Raw genomic sequence first — 20,646 nt, 5'->3', positions numbered from 1 at the left:
AGCCCGGGCCCCATGGGCCTCCCCGTCAGCGGAGCACGGCACGAACCTGTCCGACAGTCGGACCGGGTTGGCCAGCCAAGGTCTGGCCCCTCTGTCCCAGCTGAGCCGCGGAAACCTGTCCGACAGTCGGACAGCTCATGGAAAAGAGGCTGAGCGCCTCCGCTCAAGCTGGGACGCGGAAACCTGTCCGACAATCGGGCCGGCTTGGATGGACGTGACCAGGAGCCCCTCCCGTAGCTGAGCCGCGGAAACCTGTCCGACTGTCGGACAGGTTTTGGAAAACCGCGCCGGGAGGGGGGCGCCTCGGCGGGCCCGAAGCCATGCGGATTCAGGGCGCCCGCGCTTCGAGCGCTGCCAGCTGCGTGCGGGCCTCTGCGTTGTCGGCGTCGTACTGAAGGGCCGTGGTGAAGGCCGCGCGGGCGTCCGAGAAGCGCTGGGCGCGGACGGCATCCTGCCCCGTGCGCACGTAGAGCCCGGCGAGCTGGCGGCGGAGGCTGACGCCCTGTCGGCTCCAGCCCTGGGACAGCTCCTGGTCCGCCCGAACGGCGGCGCTGAGCGCATCGAGCGCCCGGGGACGGTCCTGCTGTGCCAGGGCGGTCCGGGCCGCGGATTCAGCGGTCTGGAACCGGGTGAGCTGCTGCACCAGGGGCGTGAGGCTCGCGCGCTTCGCCTGGGCCAACGCCCCGGCCACGTCACCGGATTCGTAGCGAGCGAGGATGTCCGCGCGCTGGCGCTCGTCCGGAGCCCCTGACGGCTCGGTCGAGGGAAGCGCCTTGCGTCCGGACGCGGCAACGACCTGCCCCACACTCGAAGCGCCTGGATGGGGTTCACCTGCCGCGGCGTCCTTCGCCGTTGCCCCGGTGCTCGGAGGCACCTGGCCCGACTGGCTCCTTCGCGCGATGTCCGAAGCGCTGAGGACCTTCGCCGCTCCCGGACTCCCGTGGTTCGAACCCTTCTCGGGCGCTTCCACCTCGACAACGGTGGCCTCCTTCGCGGGCGCCGCCGCCTCGGTCTCCTGGGCCTCCTTTACGGGCACCACCGGAGGTCCAGGGTCCCTGGCGGGCGCACCTTCGGCTGGAGCCCGCGCGGGAGTCCGGTCCCCCATGCGCACGGCCACCACGCTGATCAACGCCGCGGCCGCGGAGCCCACGACCGCCGCGGCCACCGCCACGGCGACCCCATTCAGCCGACGCTTCGCCGTGCGAGGCCGCAGCGGATCCAGCGCCGTCCGGCTCTCCGTCGGCCCGGCCCCGGAACCGCGCAGCCTCAAGGTCGCGTTGCCCAGGCTCAGCTCGTCCCCGGGCTTGATCTCCACCTCGCCCTTGATGCGCAGGCGGTTGACGAACGTGCCGTTCTGGCTGCCCAGGTCGCGCACCGTGAAGACATTGCCCCGCCGGGTCAGCTGCGCATGGCGCCGGCTGATGGACGCATGCTGGAGCCGCAGGTCCGACGTGGAGGACCGCCCCAGCGTGATGGAACCCTGTCGCAGCGGCACGAGCTGCCCGGCGCCCGGCCCCCGCTCCACGTAGACGAACGCGGGCGTCAGGCCCGGATCCGAGTACTCCTTCGCCCAGTCATACCGGGGCGTCAGCTCCCGGTCGGACCGGCTGCGCTCGCCCGGCCCCCGCCGCTTCACCTTCCGAGGGCCCGCCGGATACTGGGGCACGCGCTGCGGGCGCGGATCATCCGCCTGCAGGGGCGCCACCTCGTCGTCGTCGAACGGGAGCTCCTCCGACGGGTCATCCGACGACGCCTGCTGCCCTGGAGGGCGGGGAGGGCGCGGCGGACGCTTCGGATTCGGCGGAGCCATGCGGCGATTCTCCCTATCCGACGCTTCCAACGCCAAGTGCTGGCCTGTGTGGGACCCGGGATCCTAGAGTGTGTATCGCGTTGCGCAAGTGCCGCGCCCACCCTGTTCCCAAAGGAGGACCCTCCACCGTGGCCCCCCCATCCATCCGGCTCTTCAACACGATGTCCATGCAGAAGGAGCCGCTGGAGCCGCTCGTGCCCGGCGAAGTGAAGGTCTACGTCTGTGGGCCCACGGTCTACAGCTACATTCATATCGGGAACGCGCGCACCTTCACGTCGTTCGACGTGGTGGTCCGCTATCTGCGCTACCGGGGCTTCAAGGTGACGTACGTGCGCAACTACACGGACGTCGACGACAAGATCATCAAGGCCGCGCACGAGACGGGCGAGGCGCCCGTGGACCTGGCCTCGCGCTTCGTGGAGGCCTTCCGCGAGGACGCCCGCGCGCTGCACCTGCGCGAACCGGACGTGTCCCCGCGCGTGAGCGAGACCATCCCGGAGATCGTCGCCATCATCCAGACGCTCGTGGACAAGGGCTTCGCCTACGAGGCCAAGGGCGACGTGTACTTCGCCGTCGACAAGGACGACGACTACGCGAAGCTGTCCAAGCGCAACCTGGACGACCTGTGCCAGGGCGAGCGCGTGCATCCCGGCGACCTCAAGCGCCAGCCGCTGGACTTCGCGCTGTGGAAGGCGGCGAAGCCCGGTGAGCCGTCGTGGGACAGCCCCTGGGGCAAGGGCCGTCCGGGCTGGCACATCGAGTGCTCCGCGATGAGCGAGAAGTTCCTGGGCCGCACGTTCGACATCCACGGCGGGGCGTTGGACCTCATCTTCCCCCACCACGAGAACGAGATCGCCCAGAGCGAGTCCGCCACCGGCCAGACGATGGCGAAGTACTGGATGCACTGCGGCTTCCTGGACCTGGAAGGCGCGAAGATGTCCAAGTCGCTGGGCAACGTGGTGCGCCTGCGCGACGCGCTCGCCAAGGTGGACGCGGAGGCCCTGCGCTTCTTCTTCCTCTCCACGCACTACCGCCACCCGCTCAACTTCGGGGAGAAGGCGCTCCAGGACGCGGAAGGGCGCATGGAGTACTTCTACGAAACGCTGCGCAAGGTGGACGAGCGCGTGGCGGGCAAGGACTTCGGCAAGGGCCCGCTGCACGGCGACCCGGCGCGCTTCCTCACGGAGTTCGAGTCCGCCATGGACGACGACTTCAACACCGCGAGCGCGCTGGGCGCGCTGTCCGGGCTCTTCGGCTTCATGAACGAGCTCACCGACAAGCCGCCCGTGAAGGACAAGCCGCTGGTGGGCCGCACGCTCCAGGCGCTGCGCGAGCAGGTGCGTGAGACGTCCCGCGTCCTGGGCCTCTTCGAGGACGACCCGGGCGCGTGGCTGCTGCGCCGCCGTGAGCGCGCGGTCCGTGAGCGCGGCATCGACGTGGCGGAGGTGGAGCGGCTGCTCGCCGAGCGGACCGCCGCGCGCGCCGCGAAGGACTTCGCGAAGGCGGACGAGGTGCGCGGGGCCCTCAAGGTCCTGGGCGTGGACATCATGGACACGCCTGCCGGCACCTCCTGGAAGGTGGCGGCACCGGCCTCCTGAAAACCCGCTGGGGGGCGCCCGTGCGGCCATGCTACGCACTCAGGCCCATGAGGCTCCTCCCAGCGCTGTTCGTCTCGCTGTGCTCGGCGTCCGTTCTCGCGGCGGGCACGCCCACCGTCACGCCGCAGGAGAAGACGGCCGAACAGGCCATCACCGCGGACCTCCTGCGCGCGCACGTGCGCTTTCTCGCGAGCGACCTGCTGGAGGGCCGAGGCCCCGGCACGCGCGGCGACGCGCTGGCGCAGGAGTACATCGCCACGCAGTTCGAAGGTCTGGGCCTCAAGCCGGGCGCGGAGGATGGCAGCTACCTCCAGCGCTTCGACCTGATGGGCATCCACAGCCGCCCCGGCACCATGACCTTCCAGGCGAAGGCGGGCCGCGTGGAGCTCCAGCCTCGTGAGGACTTCATCGCCGTGTCCGGCGTGCAGGCGCCGGAGGCGAAGCTGGACGCTTCCGAGCTGGTGTTCGTGGGCTACGGCATCGTCGCGCCGGAGTACCAGTGGGACGACTTCAAGGGCGCGGACCTGAAGGGCAAGACGCTGGTCATCCTCAACAATGATCCGGAGGACGACCCGCGCCTCTTCGGAGGCAAGGCGCGCCTCTGGTACGGCCGCTGGGACTACAAATACGAGCAGGCGGCGAAGACGGGCGCGGCGGGCGCCATCATCATCCACACCACGCCCAGCGCGGGCTACCCGTGGCAGGTGGTGCGCACGTCGTGGACCGGCGAGCAGTTCGAGCTGCCCGCGGGCGACGCGCCCCGCCTCCAGGTGAAGGCGTGGACGACCGAGGACGCCACGAAGCAGGTGATGAAGCTCGCGGGGCAGGACCTGGACGCGCTGCGCGCCGCCGCCCAGAAGCGCGACTTCCGCCCGGTGCCGCTGGGCGTGACGCTGTCCCTGCGCCTCTCCAACGAGGTGCGCCGCCGGCCCACCGCGAACGTGCTGGGCCTGCTGCCCGGCAGCGACCCCACGCTGGCGAAGGAAGTGGTGCTCTACAGCGCGCACCATGATCACCTGGGCAAGAAGGACGACGGCAAGCCCGGCGAGGACGTCATCTACAACGGCGCGCTGGACAACGCGGCCGGCGTGGCCTCGATGTTGTCCGTGGCCCGCGCCTTCACCGCGCTGCCCACGCCTCCGCGCCGCTCCATCCTCTTCGCCGCGGTGGCAGCGGAGGAGTACGGCCTCCTGGGCTCCGCGTACCTCGCGGCGCATCCGCCGGTGCCCCCGGGCCGCATCGCCGCGAACATCAACGTGGACGGCGGCAACGTGCTGGGCCGCACGCGCGACATCACCGTCATCGGCCTGGGCAAGTCCTCGCTGGACACCTTCGTCACCGCGATGGCGAAGACGCAGGGCCGCACGGTGAAGGCGGATCAGCTCTCCGACCGCGGGTTCTTCTACCGCTCGGATCAATTCAACTTCGCGCGGCAGGGCATTCCCGCCGCCTACTTCGGCAGCGGCATGGACTTCATCGGCCGGCCGGAGGGCTGGGGCAAGCAGCAGCGCGGCCAGTGGGAGGCGAAGCACTACCACCAGCCCTCCGACGAGGTCCGCCCGGAGTGGGACCTGTCCGGCGCAGTGGAGGACACCCGGCTGTTCTTCCTGGTGGGCGCCCAGGTGGCGAAGGCCCCGGAGATGCCCGTGTGGAACAAGGGGGACGAGTTCGAGGCCGCTCGCCTGAAGTCCCTGGAGGCACTGAAGTCCCCGGCCGCGAGGTAGGCGGGCGCCCCGTCCTTTGTCGGACGGACGTGCACGAAGGTTCAGTACACAGGCAGCGGGGATGTTAGATCTGTCCTCTATGCCGGACTTCGAACTCGTCAGTGAGCACAAGCCGCAGGGCGACCAGCCAAGGGCCATCGGGGAGCTGACCGAGGGCCTGCTTCGCGGCGACCGCTACCAGACCCTCCTGGGCGTCACCGGCTCGGGCAAGACGTTCACGATGGCGAACCTCATCGCCAACGTGAAGCGCCCCGCGCTGGTCATCGCGCACAACAAGACGCTGGCGGCGCAGCTGTACGGCGAGTTCAAGGCGCTCTTCCCGAGCAACGCCGTCGAGTACTTCGTCTCGTACTACGACTACTACCAGCCCGAGGCCTACGTCCCGTCGACGGACACCTTCATCGAGAAGGACTCGTCCATCAACGACAACATCGAACGGATGCGCCACTCGGCGACGCACAGCCTGCGCACCCGCAACGACGTCATCATCGTGGCCAGCGTGTCCTGCATCTACGGCCTGGGCGCCGCGCGCAGCTACGTGGACCTGGCCATCCGCGCCGCCGTGGGCGAGGACATGGGCCGCGACGGCTTCATGCGCAAGCTGGTGGAAGCCCAGTACGAGCGCAACGACCTGGACTTCCACCGAGGCACCTTCCGCGCCCGCGGCGACACCGTGGAGGTGTTCCCCGCCTACGAGGAAGAGCGCGCCGTGCGCGTCAGCTTCTTCGGCGACGAGGTGGAGCGCATCACCGAGTTCGACCCGCTGCGCGGCCAGACGCTGGGCCAGCTGGAGAAGATCGTCATCTTCCCCGCCAGCCACTACGTCGCCGGAGCCGACGCGCGCCAGAACGCCATGCGCACCATCCGCGAGGAGCTGTCCGAACAGCTCCAGAAGTTCAAGGCGGAGGGCAAGCTGCTGGAGGCGCAGCGGCTGGAGCAGCGCACCATGTTCGACCTGGAGATGATCGAACAGGTCGGCTACTGCAACGGCATCGAGAACTACTCGCGCCACTTCACCGGGCGCGCGCCGGGTGAATCGGCCCCGTGCCTCATCGACTACTTCCCGCGCGACCTGCTGGTCCTCATCGACGAGAGCCACCAGACGGTGTCCCAGATTGGCGCCATGTACCGTGGCGACCGCGCCCGCAAGGAGACGCTGGTCAACTTCGGCTTCCGCATGCCCAGCGCCCTGGACAACCGGCCGCTGAAGTTCGTGGAGTTCGAGGAGATGGTCCCCCAGGCCGTCTTTGTCTCCGCGACCCCCGCCGAGTACGAGCTGCAGAAGTCCAAGGGCGTGGTGGTGGAGCAGATCATCCGCCCCACCGGCCTCACCGACCCGGAGGTGGAGACGCGCCCCGCGGGCAACCAGGTGGACGACCTGCTGGAAGAGGTCCGCGTGCGCGTGTCGCGCAACGAGCGCGTGCTGGTGACCACGCTCACCAAGCGCATGGCGGAGGACCTCACCGAGTACTACAGCGACGTGGGCGTGAAGGTCCGCTACCTCCACTCGGACATCGACGCCATCCAGCGCATGGCCATCATCCGCGACCTGCGCCGGGGCGAGTTCGACGTGCTCGTGGGCATCAACCTCCTGCGTGAGGGCCTGGACATCCCGGAGGTGTCGCTCGTGGCCATCCTGGACGCGGACAAGGAAGGCTTCCTGCGCAGCCACGTGTCGCTCATCCAGACCATTGGCCGCGCGGCGCGCAACGTGAACGGGCGCGTCATCATGTATTCGGATCAGATGACCGACTCCATGAAGCGCGCCATCGAGGAAACGACGCGCCGCCGCGACATCCAGCGCGCGTACAACCTGGAGCACGGCATCACTCCGCGGTCGGTGAAGAGCAACATCACCGACTTCACGGAGAACATCCCGGACTACGACGCGGGCGCGGGCGCGCTGCCCATGGCGGCGGAAGGGGAAAACGACCTCCTGGAGCCCAAGGAGATCAAGCGCCTCATCACTGAGTTCAGCGCCGACATGCTCAAGGCCGCGGACGAGATGCAATTCGAGAAGGCCGCCGAGTTCCGCGACCGCGTCCAGCTGCTCAAGGACATGGACCTGGGGCTCAAGCCGGCCTCGCGTTCGCTCTTGCGCGCGCCGCCCAAGGCGGTGGACCAGCCCGGCACCACGCCGAAGAAGGGGCGGGGACGCGGCCGTCCCTCCGCGTCGGGTGGCGGTTCATCAGGCGCGTCTGGGGCGTCCAAGCCCGCGGCCCGTTCGCGGTCACGCAAGAACTAGCGAGGCCCCCATGGACATCCGGCTGCAGGAGAAGCTGGACGCGCTGCCCACCGAGCCCGGCGTGTACCTGATGAAGGACAAGCGCGGGACCATCATCTACGTGGGCAAGGCCATCAACCTGCGCAGCCGCGTGCGCAGCTACTTCAACCGCTCCGGAGACACCCGCGTCTTCGTGTCCCTGCTGGACACGATGCTGGGCGACCTGGAGACGGTGCTCGTCCACAACGAGAAGGAGGCGCTCCTTCTTGAAAACGAGCTGATCAAGAAGCACAAGCCGCGCTTCAACGTCCTGCTCAAGGACGACAAGCAGTTCATCTCCCTGCGTCTGGACCGCACCCAGTCGTTCCCCCGGCTGGAGGTGGTGCGCAAGTACGAGAAGGACGGCGCGCGCTACTTCGGCCCGTACTCCAGCGCGGGCGCCATCCGCGAAACGCTGCGGCTCATCAACCGCTTCTTCCGCCTGCGCACCTGCACGGACCACGTGCTCGCCAACCGCAAGCGGCCGTGCCTGCTGTACCAAATCGGACGGTGCCCGGCCCCCTGCGTCCATCCGGTTCCCCCGGAGGAGTACCGCAAGAGCGTGGACGAGGTGGCCATGTTCCTGGAGGGCAAGGCGGGGCAGCTCATCGAAGGACTGCGCGCGCGGATGAAGCGCGCGTCCATGGAGCTGAAGTTCGAGGAGGCCGCGCGGGTGCGCGACCAGCTGCTCGCCATCGAGCGCAGCCTGGAGCGCCAGAAGGTGGCCACCACGGACTTCAAGGACCAGGACGTGTTCGCGCTGTTCCGCGAGGGCGACCGCATCCTGTTCTACGTGCTGCACGTGCGGCAGGGCCGGCTCAATGGCGGCCAGGCCTTCCCCTTTGGCAGCCAGGAGTTCCCGGACGACGAGCTGCTCGCCTCGTTCGTGAACCTCTACTACGACCAGGGTGGCTTCGTGCCCGAGGAGGTCCTGCTGCCCCTGGAGCCCGGTGACGGCACCGACGGCCTGGAGGCCCTGCTCACGGAGCGCAAGGGCGAGCGCGTGCGTGTCTTCGTCCCCAAGCGCGGGGAGAAGCATGAGCTGGTGAACATGGCGGTGAAGAACGCGGAGCAGGCGTTCGTGGAGAGAAAGCGCACCAAGGACGAAACCGACACGGTCCTGTCACGGCTCCAGTCCAAGCTGGGCCTGCGCAACTTCCCGCGCCGCATGGAGTGCTTCGACATCTCCCACTTCCAGAGCTCCTCCATCGTGGCGTCACAGGTGGCCGTGACGGATGGGGAGACGGACAAGTCGCGCTACCGCAAATACAAGATCAAATCGGTGGAGAAGCAGGACGACTTCGCCAGCATGTACGAGGTCATCACCCGCAGGCTCAAGCGCGGCCTGGAGGATGGGGACCTGCCGGATCTGCTCGTCATCGACGGTGGCAAGGGTCAGCTCGCCAGCGCGCACGCGGCCATGAAGGACCTGGGCGTGGAGGGCGTGGACGTGGTGGGCCTGGCCAAGAGCCGCGATCAGGAGGTCTTCGACCGCGATGCGGAGAGCGCGAAGAGCCCCGAGCGCGTCTTCGTCCTGGGTCGCAAGGATCCCATCGTCCTGCCGCAGAATTCAGCGGAAATGTTCATGCTCACGCGCATGCGGGACGAAGCGCACCGCTTCGCCATCACCTTCCAGGGCAAATCCATGCGCAAGAGTTCCTTGCGTTCCGCGCTGGAGGACATTCCCGGCGTGGGAGAGGGCCGGCGGAAGATGTTGCTGCGCCACTTCGGTTCTCTCAAGCGGGTGGGCGAGGCCAGCATCGAGGAGCTGACCGAGGTCGTGGGCCCGGCGATGGCCGAGCGCGTCCACGCGGGTCTGCATGGCGACCCCGAGGACGACACCGAGGACCCCGTGCGAGAGGCGTCCCTGGATGACGCCTCCGAACCCGTGCACGAAAAAGCGGATGGAGGGTCGCCACCCGGTGCGGCATGATTAAGTTCCGCTTCGGACGCCGGGGGGACTGGCCGCTGGAACCCGCGACGTTCCTAGGGTTTTTCATTGCGACCATGCTCGGCGCTGATTTATAGCGGTTGAAGATCCGAGCACGTTTGAAGAGGACGAGGGACCGACATGAGGCTGTATCCGAAGGTGATCCCGATCATCTCGCGCGAGGCCATTCAGCAGCTCATGCAGGACGGGGACATCGAGGTGGAGCCGATGCGCGTGGCCGACGCCGAGATGGATCTCTCCGCCATCATGCGCGAGTACCTCGCCAACGAAGAGCGTGTGAACCAGGCGACGCGCGAGGCCCTGGAGCGTCGGGGATATGACTACTCCAAGTTCAACCAGGTGAAGCGCGAGATGGCGGACGTGCGCGGCTTCAAGATGGGGGACGAGGGCATCGAGTACGTCATCAACCAGATGATTGAGTTCCTCCTCATCAGCCGGAACGTCGAGGAGGTCTACTCCCCCGACAACGTGCTGCGTCAGAAGATGTTCCAGGGCATGAAGAAGCACCTGGACGTCGACGACGAGATCGACCGGGAGGCCCGCTCGCGGCTGAAGCACCTGCAGGAAGGCACGAGCGCCTTCGACATCGAGTACAACAAGACCGTCGAGCAGATCCGCCGCGCCCGCGGTCTGATTTAGTCCCGGGGCGTGCCACGGCCCGCTCCGCTGCCTACCTTCAAGTTCAAGGGAGGCAGCGTCGATGGCGGGTCCAATCACGAGCATCTTGCTGTCCGGTGTCCTGGCGGCGGCGCCAGGGGGCGATGGGGTCACGTTCGAGGGCCGGGAGGCCAGCGCGAGGACCGAGCAGCCGGACGGTTACTTCTTCCAGGGTACGCTTCCATTCGGTGACCTGACCGAGCGCGGCACGGGGCAGGCGTCGCTCTCCGTGCAGGACCGGGTTGGGGTGGCGAACGCGACCTTCGGCGACAAGGCGCGGCTCTCCACGAGCCTGCGCGTGGGTGGCACCGAGTACCGCGTGGAGCTGACGCAGGCGGGCTTCCCGCCCGTTCAGGCGATGTCGCGGGCGCCCGCCGGGCCGCTCCCTCCACCGCCGCCGCATCTCATCGAGGGTGGGGTGCTGATGGGCACGCCCATCTACGGTGAAACAGGCATTGGCTGGCGCGCCACGACGCGTGCGCACGCGGCGGTGGCCGTCTGGGGCATTGGCAGCGTGTGGCGCAACGGGATGCTGCTGACGGACTCCGCGCTGGTGCACGCGGCGGCGTTGGACGCGGGTACGTACTCGGATGACGACACGAAGCGGCTGTTGCGCGAAGCGCGGCCGGGGGACACGGAGCTGGTGGTGGTGGTGTGGAACCTGCCGCCGCAGGCGGAGCCGCGCGGGTTCATCCAGTTCCTCTTCGACAACGTGTCCATCGACGTGGAGGGGACGCGGGTGCCGTCGCTGGCGGTGGTGCCTACGACGGGTGAGTTGCCCTCGGCGCTGGGGACGCTGACGCCGGTGTTGCCCACGGCGTTCCCGGCGGCGGTGGCACCCATGCCCGCGCCGCACTTCGCGCAGGGCACGGGAGGCAGCGGCACGGCGGGGACGACGAGCGTCGCGACCACGACGGGCCCGACTCCCACCGTGGTGACCCCGGGGAGTGGCACGGTGGGGACGACGGTCAACCCGCCTTCGGCGCCCGGCCTGCCTTCGGCGGCGCCTTCGACGTTCAGCGGTTCGTTCGTGCCCTCGGCGCCGACCAATCCGCCCCCGGTGGTGTCGGGCGTGTCGCCGGGCTCCTCGGCCACGGTGGGGCAGGGGACGTTCGCCACGCCGCCGACGGTGGCGGGCGTGTCCGTGGGGGGCTTCACCGCGCCGCAGGTGTCCGCCCCGGACTTCAACAACTTCGTGGGCACCACCCAGGTGAGCCCGGGCATTCTCGCCACGGTGCCGCCGCTGTCGCAGTCCGCCGGCACACCGGCGCCGCCACTCGTGGGCACGCCCGCGCCGCTCAACACCGGCACGCCCGCGCCGCTCGTGGGGACGCCAGCGCCACTCAATGCCTCGCCGAGCATTCCGTTGCCGGCCACCCCGGCCCCGGCCAACGCCGCGCCCGCCGCGGCTCCGGCCCCGGCCCCGGCCCCGGCTGGCGGTGCCGCGGGGCCCGCGCGCTGAGGGAGCTCCGCGACGCCGCCGCTACCCTGACTGCGATGGGGGGCGGCGCCAGGACCTCCGAAGCGGTCCAAACCTGTCCGACAGTCGGACAGGTTCGCGAGGCGCGCCGCTGACGGGGCGGCCCTTCGCACCGGCGGGCAGGGGGTGGGAAAATTGACCGGCCGCTACGGACCTGTAGCGTCCTGAGCATGCCCCCTCTCGTCGCAGCCCTCGCCACCCCCGCGATGTTGCGCCGTACCGACCCCGTCCGCGGGGCCGTGGAGCGTCTGGCCCGGACGCTGCCTGCTCGCGAGGACTCCACCGTCCTCCTGGACTTCGTGGAGGACGACCTCCGTGAAGGCCTGGATGCCCTGGGCGACGTGCAGGCGCACTTCTACGATCTGCTCCTGGCCCTCCACCGCGAGACGCTCACGCCGGTCGCCCTGATGAACGCGGGCGAGAACCTGCACGTGCTCCAGCGCCTGGAGGACCTGCACGAAGTGGTGACGCAGCTGCGCCGCCGCCTGTCGCAGGCCGCCGGGATGATCCGCAACGGCTGAAAGCCGGGCGCTACAGCGACCGGAGGAAGCGCACCAGCGCGTCCCGGTCGCTCGCGGACAGGCTGCGGAACCCCTCCCGCGCCCGCTCCGCCTTGCCGCCGTGCCACAGCACGGCCTCTTCCAGCGTCCGGGCCCGCCCGTCGGTTTGGGGGACGGCTGCGCGAACGCCCGCGACGTGCGGTCGTCGAGGGTCGTGTCGCCCCCGCACAGGCGAAGCGGCCCACGGACAGCTCCACGTTCCGGCCCAGCTTCTTCGTCAGGTACAGCGCTTCGACCAGCCCCGCCTCCAGCACCAGGCGCGTCGTGTCGAACACGAGCCGCGAGTCCTTCTGCGAGCCATTGGACCGGTTCTGGTTCAGGTCAGTCCCAATTCATGGTCAATGAAAAGCCCGCGCTCCCAGTGGGAGGCGGGCCCGGGGCGGGGGCTCAACCCCGTGTCACCACTTGAGATCTTCCTTGCCCTGCGCCTCCATGGGTTTTTCACCGGGGCGCTTCACGCCGGACAGCGTCAGACGCACCGCGCCCAGGTCGATGGCGCCCACGGCGGCCAGCGGGAGGCGGCGGTCGTCGTCGGTAATCCAGACGTGCACGTCGCGCGTCTGCGACGGCCGGTCCAGGCGCACGGCGGTGCCGGCCAGGTGCCAGGCGTCGAACTCGCCCAGGGGCAGCGACACGTGCTCGCGCTCCACCACGGTGGCCGTCATGCGCCACATGCGGCGGATGCCGTACACGTCGAAGCACACCGGCAGGTCCTTCTTCAGGGGCAGCTGGCGGATGAGGTAGATGGCGCCCGCGACGTCCAGGCCGTCCTTGTCGAAGGCGTAGTCGTAGTGGCCCTTGGGGCGGTCACCAATCTGGTAGTCCACCTTGACGCTCTTGTCCTGCGCGCCGAAGTCCACGTTCACCTTGCGGCGCTGCTCGTTCTCCACGGCCTCCTCGGTGTAGCGCGAGGGGCGCAGCGTCTTGGGGTGCAGGTAGCTGGTCGCGCTGCCTCGCACCCGGCGCACCTTGGAGAACAGCGTGTTCGTCTGCGCCTCCACCAGCACCGGCAGCGAGCCGTTGGCGGGGCGCTGCACGCGCATGGTGAGCTTACCCGCCTTCGCGCCCATGGCGTCCATGTCGAACTCGAGCAGCTCCCCCGGCTTGAAGGCCAGCGGCGAGCGCAACACGGGCAGGCCCTGCTCGCACGGCTTCACCGAGACGACGGGCTCGTTGGGAGCCGGGGTGGCGGACGCGTCGCCGGTGTTCTCCGCGGTCGCCGCGGGCTTCTCCGGGTCGGCGGAGTCCGCCGGCCCCGGGAGCGTGGGCGGACGCAGGATGTTCAACGGACGGGGCAGGGCCTCCTGGGCCTGACCCGGGATGGCGCCAAGGGCGCTGAAGGCGAGGCAGGCCGCGACGAGGGTGCGCATGGGTTTCATTCTGCTTCCTCCCAGGGGGGAGTGACTACGGGGTTCCCCCGGAAGTCCGACGTCCGGAGCGCTTCGCTTGTTCAGCCGATTGACGCTTCACGATGCGCTCGGTCACTTCCTTGCGCACCGCTTCCCACTCCGCCGGGTCCCGCGAGATTTCGTACCCGGACTTCGCCAGCCGCTTCGCCGCCGCCTTCGCGAAGGCGCCGTCGCCCAGCGACGTGAGCAGGCGCAGGTATTCGTAGTCCTCCAGGCCGTCACGGATGTGTTTCAGCCGCAGGGACACCACGGGTTGGTGCTGCGTGCCTCCCAGCTTCGCGGGCGTGCCCGGGTAGAAGAGGGTGCCGTCGCCGTTGCCTCCGAACTCGAAGAGGTCCGCCCAGACATCCTTCTTCGTGTTGTAGGCGAAGACGGTGTCGAAATAGAGCTCGCCGTCCACGCCGCTTTCGAAGGCCAGCGGGCCCATGGCGCGGTTGAGCGGGGCGGGGTGGTCCACCATGTACGAAGCCCAGTCGCTGTACGCCTGGTCCAGCGCCTTGTCCGGCGGCGGGCCGCCCGTGCAGCCGTGGGACATACAGCTCTGGTACCACCACACCTTCGCGCGCGACGGCAGCCGCGTGCGCGCGGTCGCGGCGTTGGCCACGTGGTGGCACGTCTGTGGGCCCTCGCGCGGGTAGAAGCAGTTGATGATGGGCGTGAGGATGTCCACGGAGCCCAGGAGCGCCGGGTTCAACGCCGTGGTGACCAGCACCGGGATGTCCGCCCCCGCGTCGCGCACGCGCTTGGACTGCGCCTTCACCAGCGGGAAGTCCGCGGGCTTGGGTTCGTCCTTGGCGTAGAAGAAGAGCTGCGCCTTCCAGCCCTTGTCCTGGAAGTGCTTCTGGAACGCGCGGTAGTACGCGGACTTCTCCGCGTCCGTGGAGGCCTTGCGGTTGTCACGCACGTCCACCGTGGTGAAGCGCGCGCCGGAGGGCAGCACGCTGCCGTCCAGGAAGGGCGCCATCTCCGCGTCGTACGCGGTCCAGTCCAGCACCGCGCGGCCGTCCTGGAACTTCGCGGGCGGCGGGTCCATGCCCATTCCGTGCGCGCTCACGCGGTGCTCCAGCAGCGTCTTGCCGTACTCGCGCAGGAGCGCCTTCGCGTCTGGCGATTCCGCCGGGATGCCGTGCCCCTTCGCGATGCTGTACAGCGAGATGCCGAAGCTGTTGGGCAGCGACGACGTCGCGGGGAGCGCGAAGGGCTGCACCTCCACGCGGAAGGGAACGGCCGGCAGCTCCTTCCCATCCACCGCCGCGCTCAGGCTCCCCGTATAGGTGCCCGGGGCCTGCTTCGCCGGAACGCAGACCTCCACGTAGACGACCGTGGGATGTCTGGGATTGGCGGGCGCGGACAGGGGCACCAGCGCGTCGGGCCACGGGCCCGCCTTGCCCTCTCCGTTGGAGGGCGTCTTCACGTCCAGGTAGGCCTCGCGCCACGCGTCCACGGTGAGCGGCGCGCCCGGCCCCTTGAGGGCCAGCGGCTTCATCGTCACGCGCGTCACGCCCTGGGGGAGCACCAGCTGCGTGCCCTCGCATTCACCCCGGGCCGCGCTGAGGCGGGCCTCCTTCGCGCCCTTCGGCGTCGCGTCCGGCCGCACCTTCACCAGCGGCGACACCACCTGCACGCCGCCCGGCGCGGCGGAAAGCGCCGCCGCCACTGCCCATGCCCAACCCACGCCCATGCCCCCTGCCTTCCCCTGGTTGGCGGACGACGCTTTTCAGTCGCCCGAGTTGTCCGCCCGGGCCACCGCCGCCACCACTCGGCCCGGTTTGTAGTCCGTGAGCTCCGCCACGACGGTGCCCAGCGCGAAGTCCGCTTCGATGCGCACCGGCACGTGATGCGCATCCGCGCTGAGGTACGCCACCATGTCGCGCTTGGATTCCAGCTTGCCGCCGAAGTCGGTGTGCACGCGCACGCGGAAGGTGTCCCGAGCACCCGCGGGCGTCGTCACCGTCTCGCGGCCCTCCACCGTGGCGCTCATGGTGAACTGCTTGCTGCCGGTGAACACCGGATATGAATAGGAGCGGCCCACCACCAGCTCCTGGCCGCGCAGCGCGAACGTCGCGCCCGCCACGTCCATGGTGCCCTCGGGCAGCGTGTGCTCGGACTCGCGCGGCGAGTCGCTCTCCTTCTGCTTGATGACCTTCGCGCCCGCTCCGTCCGCCGACATCTGGATGCGCTGGCGGCGGCGCTTGCGGTTCTCCTCCGAGTGCAGATCGCTTCCCGTCACCCGCTGGGCACCCGCATCCCAGTACGACACGAAGCGGCTCTTGATGGGGTAGACGCCCACCAGGTCGTCCGACTTCGCCATGGACACGATGGGCCACACGCTCTGGCCCCACTGCGTCATGGGCGCGCCCACCGTCACCGTCGCCGTGCCGGCCGTCAGCCCCAGGTAACGCACCCGGTACTGGGCCTGCTCACCCGGGCCGAACGCCGCGCCGGTGGGCTGCTGGGCATGCGCCAGCGTGGACCCCATGAGTCCCACCACCGCCGCCGTGAACCCCCACCTGGACAGACTGCGCATCGGGTGTGCTCCCTTGCTTGCAAGTTAGGTGGCCGGCCCGCCCAAGCCAACCGTGCCCCTCAACCGCCCCAGCCACCGGACATTTCCAGGACGGACGGCCGTGGGACAGCATTCAAAGCCGTCCGGCCGCCCTCCGGACGCGCCTGTGAAAGACTGACAGGGGACGGAAATGGCGGCCCGCAGGGGTACACGCCCGCAAGGGGCGCTGACAAATGGCGGACAGTCCCGCGTGCCCGTCTGGATGCCCAGCAGGCCACCCCCGGACGCCGCGCCCGGTGCTAGCGTCCGGGCCCATGGCCAACGACTTCCAGTTCGACGACGACGACTTCGCCAAGGAGTCGGGCGCCGGCGGCAGCCGCGTGTTGAAGGAGTTCGACTGTCCCGGCTGCAACGCCAACAACCCGGTGGACGAGACGTTCACCGACGGGGACGAGGTGCGCTGCAACTACTGCGGTTGTGAGTACAAGGCGCTCGTCAACCAGGAGGGGCGGGTGCGGTTCCGGGAGCTGTGAGCGGACCTCAGGCGCGCTCGCCGAAGATGGCGGTGCCCACGCGCACGGCGGTGGCGCCCTCCAGGATGGCCTGCTCGAAGTCGTGCGTGGTGCCCATGGACAGGGCCGTCAGCGCATGCGCCCGCGCCAGCTCGCGCAGCCGGGCGAAGCCCTCGCGCATCCGCGCCACGTCATCCGTGGGCGGCGGCAGCGCCATCAGCCCCACCACCTGGAGGTTCGGCAGCTCGCGCACCTGCGACAGGAAGCCGCCCAGCGCGTCCGGGGTGAGGCCGTGCTTGGTGTCCTCGCCGCCCAGGTTGAGCTCCACATAGCAGGGGAGGGGAGGGCTGCCCGCTCGCCGCTTGGACAGCTCCGTGGCGACGTCCAGCCGCTCCAGCGCATGGAAGGCGTGCGCGACGCGGGCCACGTACTTCACCTTGTTCGTCTGCAGTGAGCCGATGGCGTGCCAGCGCAGGCCGTCCAGGTCCTTGAGCTCCTCGGCCTTGTCCCGCAGCTCCTGGGCGTAGTTCTCCCCGAAGTCGCGCTGCCCCGCGGCATACGCTTCGCGGATGAGCGCCGCGGGCTTGAGCTTGGACACGGCCACCAGCGTCACCGACGACTCCGGCCGTCCCGCGCTCGCGCAGGCCTTCGCCACGCGCTCGCGCACCCGCGCCAGGTTGTCCGCCACGCTCATCGCTGACCTTCCGTCCAGGGCAGCGGCATGCCCACGCGCTTCAGCAACGCCAGCGTCTCTCCCAGGGGCAGGCCCACGACGTTGGAGTGACTGCCCTCGATGCCATGCACCAGGAAGCCGCCCTTGCCCTGGATGGCGTAGGCGCCCGCCTTGTCCAGGGGCTCGCCGGTGTCCGCGTACCAGGCAATCTCATCCGTCGAGAGCGTGCGAAAGGTCACCTGCGTGCGCACCACCTGGGCGTCCCGGGCGCGGCCCGCCACCGCGATGCCGGTGAAGACCTCATGGATCCGGCCGGACAGCCGGGCGATCATCTGCCGCGCCTCCGCCGCGTCCCGGGGCTTGCCGAGCAGCTCCGACCCCAGGGCCACGGTGGTGTCCGCGGCCAGCACCCATGCGTCCGGGTGTCGGGTGGCGACCGTGCGGGCCTTCTCCACGGCCAGCCGGAGCACGTAGTCCGACGCAATTTCTCCGGCCATCGGCGTTTCATCGATATCCGCCGCCGCCACGGTGAAGCGAAGGCCCAACTGGGCCAATAAATCCTTGCGCCGGGGCGATGCGGAGGCGAGAACGAAGCGTTCGGTTGGATCCATGGGCGGGTGCGGGATGTTTCGCGCTCGCGGGCCTTAGCAGACTTGCGCTCCAGAGGGCACCTCGATGAACCCCGCGGACCTCCTGTCGGCCATGAAGCGGACAGTGGAGCAACTGGCCGCCTACAACGAGATGGCCAAGGCGCTGACCTCCACGCTGGAGCTGCGCGAAGTGCTCGCGCTGGTGATGCAGAAGGTCAGTGCGCTGCTCAAGCCGCGCAACTGGTCGCTCATCCTCCAGGACGAGCGCAGCGGAAAGCTCTACTTCGAAATCGCCGTGGGGGAGGGCGCGGAAGCGCTCAAGGGCCTCCAGCTCAACCCGGGGGAAGGCATCGCCGGGGCGGTGTTCTCCTCCGGCGTCGCGCGGCTCGTCCACGACGTGGCCGGCGACTCCAGCTTCGCGCCCCGCTTCGATGAGGCCTCCGCCTTCCACACTCGCTCGCTGCTCGCCGTGCCCCTGGTGGCGCGCGAGCGCGTGCTGGGCGTGATTGAGCTGGTCAACGGGCCCACCGAGCCCGGCTTCACGCATGACGACCTCACCGCCCTGTCCGCCATCGCGGACTACGCGGCCATCGCCATCGAGAACGCTCGCAACTTCCGCCGCGTCCAGGAGCTCACCATCACGGACGAGCACACCGGCTGCTTCAACGCGCGGCACCTGCGCGCGCAGCTGGAGCAGGAAGTGAAGCGCTCGGCGCGCTTCCGCCACCCGCTGTCGCTCGTGTTCCTGGACCTGGACCACTTCAAGTCCATCAACGATCGGCACGGGCACCTGGTGGGCAGCGCCACGCTCAAGGAGGTGGGGGACCTGCTCATCAGCCTGGGCCGCCACAACCTGGACGCCGTCTTCCGCTACGGCGGCGACGAGTTCGCGGTGATGTTGATTGAGACGGACACGGAAGGGGCGAAGGTCATCGCCCAGCGCATCTGCGAGGCGTTCCGCGCCCAGCGATTCCTGCGCGAGCAGGGGCTGGACGTGGCGCTCACCGCGAGCGTCGGGGTGGCTTCCTTCCCGGGGCACGCGACCACTGCCACGGACCTCATCCGCGCGGCGGACTTCGCCATGTACGCGGCCAAGGGCCGGGGCCGGGACCGCATCGCGGTCGCCGAGGCCCCTTCGGCGGAGGGGACCCCGCTGGAGGTCCCCTACGCCCGCTCCGGAGGGTGACTACCCCGCGGCGCCCAACACCGAGTCGATGGCCTCGTTGTTGGTGACGACATTGCCGCTCTTCTTCAGCGACTTGAGGAAGGACTCCGTCAGCTCAATCTGCTTGGCCTGACGGGCCTGGGTGCGCAGCTCCTCTTTGCGCTTGTCGAAGCCCGCGGTGTCCGGCTTCTCGCGCTCCACCACCTGCGCGACGATGTTCGCCTCGCCCACGGTGAAGACCTCGCCCAGCACCACCGGGCCGTTGGCCTCGAAGGTGGCCTTCACCAGGCCCGGCGCCGGACCCAGGTGCGGCACGGAGTCACCCTGCGCGGTGAAGCTGTCCGTCTCCACGGCCTCCGGCCTGGTCTCAGCCTCGAAGCGCAAGAGCGCGGGCTGCTGGCCGGCGGGGACCGGGAACTGCTCCTTCAGGGACTTGCCGGCCTTCGCCGCGGCCAGCGCCTTCTCGGCCTCCGCCTTCGCCAGCCCCTTTGCCTGCTCCTGCTTGTAGAGGCTGGTGGCGATCTCGCCCTTCACGTCGTCCAGCTTCTTGGCCTGGGCTTCCTTCTTCTCCTCCACCTTCACCAGGTGCACGCCCAGCGCGGACTCCACCGGCTGCGTCACTTCCCCGGCCTTCAGCGCGAACGCCGCGTCGGCCAGCGCCGGGTCCCACGTGGTGCGCTCCACCCAGCCCAGCTCGCCGCCCTTCATCTTGGTGGCGGTGTCGTCGCTGTTCTCCTTGGCCAGCGTGGCGAAGTCCTTGCCGCCGTCCAGCTCCTTGCGCAGGCCTTCCGCCTTCGCCTTCGCCTGGGCCTTCTGCTCGGGCGTCGCGTCCGGGGCCACCTTCACCAGGAGCTGACGGGCGCGGATCCGCTCCGGCACGTTGTAGACGAAGCTGTTCGCCGCGTAATAGTCGGCGATCTCCTTCTCGTGCGTCTTCTGGAACTCCGCGAGCTTCGCGGGCGTGGGCGCGGGGACCTTGTCCGCGTACATCGTGGGCAGGAAGCGGGCGAACACCAGCTTCGCCTGGTTGCCTTCCTTCTCGTAGCGGGCGCGCACCTCGTCGTCCGACACCACGGCACCCGTGCGCACCACGTCCAGCATCTTCTGGGCGGCCATCTGGCGGCGCAGCTCCTGCTCGTACTCCTGCGGCGTGCGGCGGTAGAAGTCGCGCAGCACCTGCTGGTAGCGGGCGAAGTCGAACGCGCCTTCCTTGGTGTGGAAGTCGGTGTTCTCGTGGATGAGCTTGCGCAGCTCCTCATCCGACGGGGTGATGCCGTGGCGCTCCGCGGACTGGGCGAGCAGCTCCGCGTTCACCAGCCGGTCGAGCACCTGCTTGTCCAGGCCGAACTGGCGGGCCATCGACTCCGGGATGGGGTTGCCCTGCGAGCGCAGGAAGTTCATCTGCCGCGACCAGGCCATGCTGAAGTCGCGTACAGGAATCTCCTTGCCGTTCACCGTGGCCACCGCGCTGGCGGTGGGCGCCTGGCTGCCCGTGTCAGCGAACCCGTTGCTGCCAGGGCCGAACTGGAGCGTGAACACCACGGCGATGCCGATGATGAACAGGAGGGAGAAGACCTTCCGGGGATTCAAACCGTCCATTGTGGTCACTTCACGGTCGGAAGCGCCCGCGATTCACCTTGCGGAAGGTCTCGCGGCGCCGTGTTGTTGGTAGCCCGGCCGGTGGGGATGCATGAGTGTCAACACCCCCTCATCCGGGCCTTGACTGCCTAGGACAACAGACCGGAAAA

General features: G+C 69.3%; 16 protein-coding genes and 1 pseudogene. 9 read left to right on the top strand and 8 right to left on the bottom strand.

The annotated features are described in order from the left end of the window. Positions 1-328: 328 nt before the first annotated feature. Entirely contained in the window at positions 329-1,810 is a 1,482-nt protein-coding gene (locus D7Y21_RS02260) for an FHA domain-containing protein (RefSeq protein WP_121710918.1), read from the bottom strand. A 128-nt stretch (positions 1,811-1,938) separates the two neighbouring features. Between D7Y21_RS02260 and cysS the strand changes: the two genes are divergently transcribed. The 7 genes from cysS to D7Y21_RS02225 all read left to right on the top strand — a co-directional run bounded on the left by cysS (position 1,939) and on the right by D7Y21_RS02225 (position 12,004). After that, on the top strand, positions 1,939-3,408 hold the full coding sequence (gene cysS / locus D7Y21_RS02255; protein WP_121710916.1) for a cysteine--tRNA ligase: 1,470 nt from the start codon (positions 1,939-1,941) through the stop codon (positions 3,406-3,408). A 47-nt stretch (positions 3,409-3,455) separates the two neighbouring features. After that, positions 3,456-5,132, top strand: a complete 1,677-nt coding sequence (locus tag D7Y21_RS02250; protein WP_121710914.1) for a M28 family metallopeptidase — start codon at positions 3,456-3,458, stop codon at positions 5,130-5,132. A gap of 79 nt (positions 5,133-5,211) precedes the next feature. After that, positions 5,212-7,377 (top strand): excinuclease ABC subunit UvrB, encoded by a 2,166-nt coding sequence (uvrB, locus tag D7Y21_RS02245; protein WP_199735342.1) that lies wholly within the window; start codon positions 5,212-5,214, stop codon positions 7,375-7,377. Between the two features lie 10 nt (positions 7,378-7,387). Next, a complete protein-coding gene (gene uvrC, locus D7Y21_RS02240) occupies positions 7,388-9,328 on the top strand; it encodes an excinuclease ABC subunit UvrC (RefSeq protein WP_120566448.1) in 1,941 nt (646 codons plus the stop codon). A 138-nt stretch (positions 9,329-9,466) separates the two neighbouring features. Next, positions 9,467-9,985 (top strand): DUF507 family protein, encoded by a 519-nt coding sequence (locus D7Y21_RS02235; protein ID WP_014398200.1) that lies wholly within the window; start codon positions 9,467-9,469, stop codon positions 9,983-9,985. 61 nt (positions 9,986-10,046) lie between these two features. Continuing rightward, entirely contained in the window at positions 10,047-11,465 is a 1,419-nt protein-coding gene (locus D7Y21_RS02230) for a hypothetical protein (RefSeq protein ID WP_121710910.1), read from the top strand. A gap of 188 nt (positions 11,466-11,653) precedes the next feature. After that, positions 11,654-12,004: a hypothetical protein gene (locus tag D7Y21_RS02225; protein WP_121710908.1), complete on the top strand. Its 351-nt coding sequence runs from the start codon at positions 11,654-11,656 to the stop codon at positions 12,002-12,004. 10 nt (positions 12,005-12,014) lie between these two features. Here D7Y21_RS02225 and D7Y21_RS02220 read toward each other — a convergent pair. The 4 genes and pseudogenes from D7Y21_RS02220 to D7Y21_RS02205 all read right to left on the bottom strand — a co-directional run. Beyond that, positions 12,015-12,146 (bottom strand): annotated as a pseudogene (locus D7Y21_RS02220) (di-heme oxidoredictase family protein); the annotation flags it as partial. 295 nt (positions 12,147-12,441) lie between these two features. Continuing rightward, positions 12,442-13,422 carry a DUF3108 domain-containing protein gene (locus D7Y21_RS02215; RefSeq protein ID WP_121710904.1) on the bottom strand — a complete coding sequence of 327 codons (981 nt, stop codon included), beginning with the start codon at positions 13,420-13,422 and terminating at the stop codon, positions 12,442-12,444. A 25-nt stretch (positions 13,423-13,447) separates the two neighbouring features. Beyond that, positions 13,448-15,133 carry a DUF4091 domain-containing protein gene (locus D7Y21_RS02210; RefSeq protein WP_121710902.1) on the bottom strand — a complete coding sequence of 562 codons (1,686 nt, stop codon included), beginning with the start codon at positions 15,131-15,133 and terminating at the stop codon, positions 13,448-13,450. 36 nt (positions 15,134-15,169) lie between these two features. After that, a complete protein-coding gene (locus tag D7Y21_RS02205; protein WP_121710900.1) occupies positions 15,170-15,979 on the bottom strand; it encodes a DUF3108 domain-containing protein in 810 nt (269 codons plus the stop codon). 293 nt (positions 15,980-16,272) lie between these two features. Between D7Y21_RS02205 and D7Y21_RS02200 the strand changes: the two genes are divergently transcribed. Then, positions 16,273-16,491: a hypothetical protein gene (locus tag D7Y21_RS02200; protein ID WP_120566455.1), complete on the top strand. Its 219-nt coding sequence runs from the start codon at positions 16,273-16,275 to the stop codon at positions 16,489-16,491. 7 nt (positions 16,492-16,498) lie between these two features. Here D7Y21_RS02200 and D7Y21_RS02195 read toward each other — a convergent pair whose 3' ends face one another. Further along, on the bottom strand, positions 16,499-17,164 hold the full coding sequence (locus tag D7Y21_RS02195) for a YggS family pyridoxal phosphate-dependent enzyme (protein ID WP_120566456.1): 666 nt from the start codon (positions 17,162-17,164) through the stop codon (positions 16,499-16,501). Beyond that, positions 17,161-17,754 carry a nucleoside triphosphate pyrophosphatase gene (locus tag D7Y21_RS02190; RefSeq protein WP_120566457.1) on the bottom strand — a complete coding sequence of 198 codons (594 nt, stop codon included), beginning with the start codon at positions 17,752-17,754 and terminating at the stop codon, positions 17,161-17,163. The genes D7Y21_RS02195 and D7Y21_RS02190 overlap by 4 nt, the downstream gene beginning before the upstream one ends. Positions 17,755-17,818: 64 nt before the next feature. On the opposite strand from D7Y21_RS02190, the gene D7Y21_RS02185 reads away from it, so the two are divergent. Further along, the gene (locus tag D7Y21_RS02185) at positions 17,819-18,919 is read left to right on the top strand and encodes a sensor domain-containing diguanylate cyclase (protein ID WP_120566458.1); all 1,101 of its coding nucleotides are present in this window, start codon (positions 17,819-17,821) and stop codon (positions 18,917-18,919) included. Here the strand turns inward: D7Y21_RS02185 and D7Y21_RS02180 are convergent, their stop codons facing one another. Beyond that, positions 18,920-20,497 carry a SurA N-terminal domain-containing protein gene (locus tag D7Y21_RS02180; protein WP_121710898.1) on the bottom strand — a complete coding sequence of 526 codons (1,578 nt, stop codon included), beginning with the start codon at positions 20,495-20,497 and terminating at the stop codon, positions 18,920-18,922. It lies immediately after the preceding gene. Positions 20,498-20,646 lie beyond the last annotated feature (149 nt).

The sequence above is a fragment of the Corallococcus sp. AB045 genome (assembly GCF_003668895.1).
In the GTDB taxonomy this organism is placed as follows: domain Bacteria; phylum Myxococcota; class Myxococcia; order Myxococcales; family Myxococcaceae; genus Corallococcus; species Corallococcus coralloides.
Note: the sequence above shows the minus strand (reverse complement) of the source record. Positions and strands in the feature narration are given on the sequence as shown.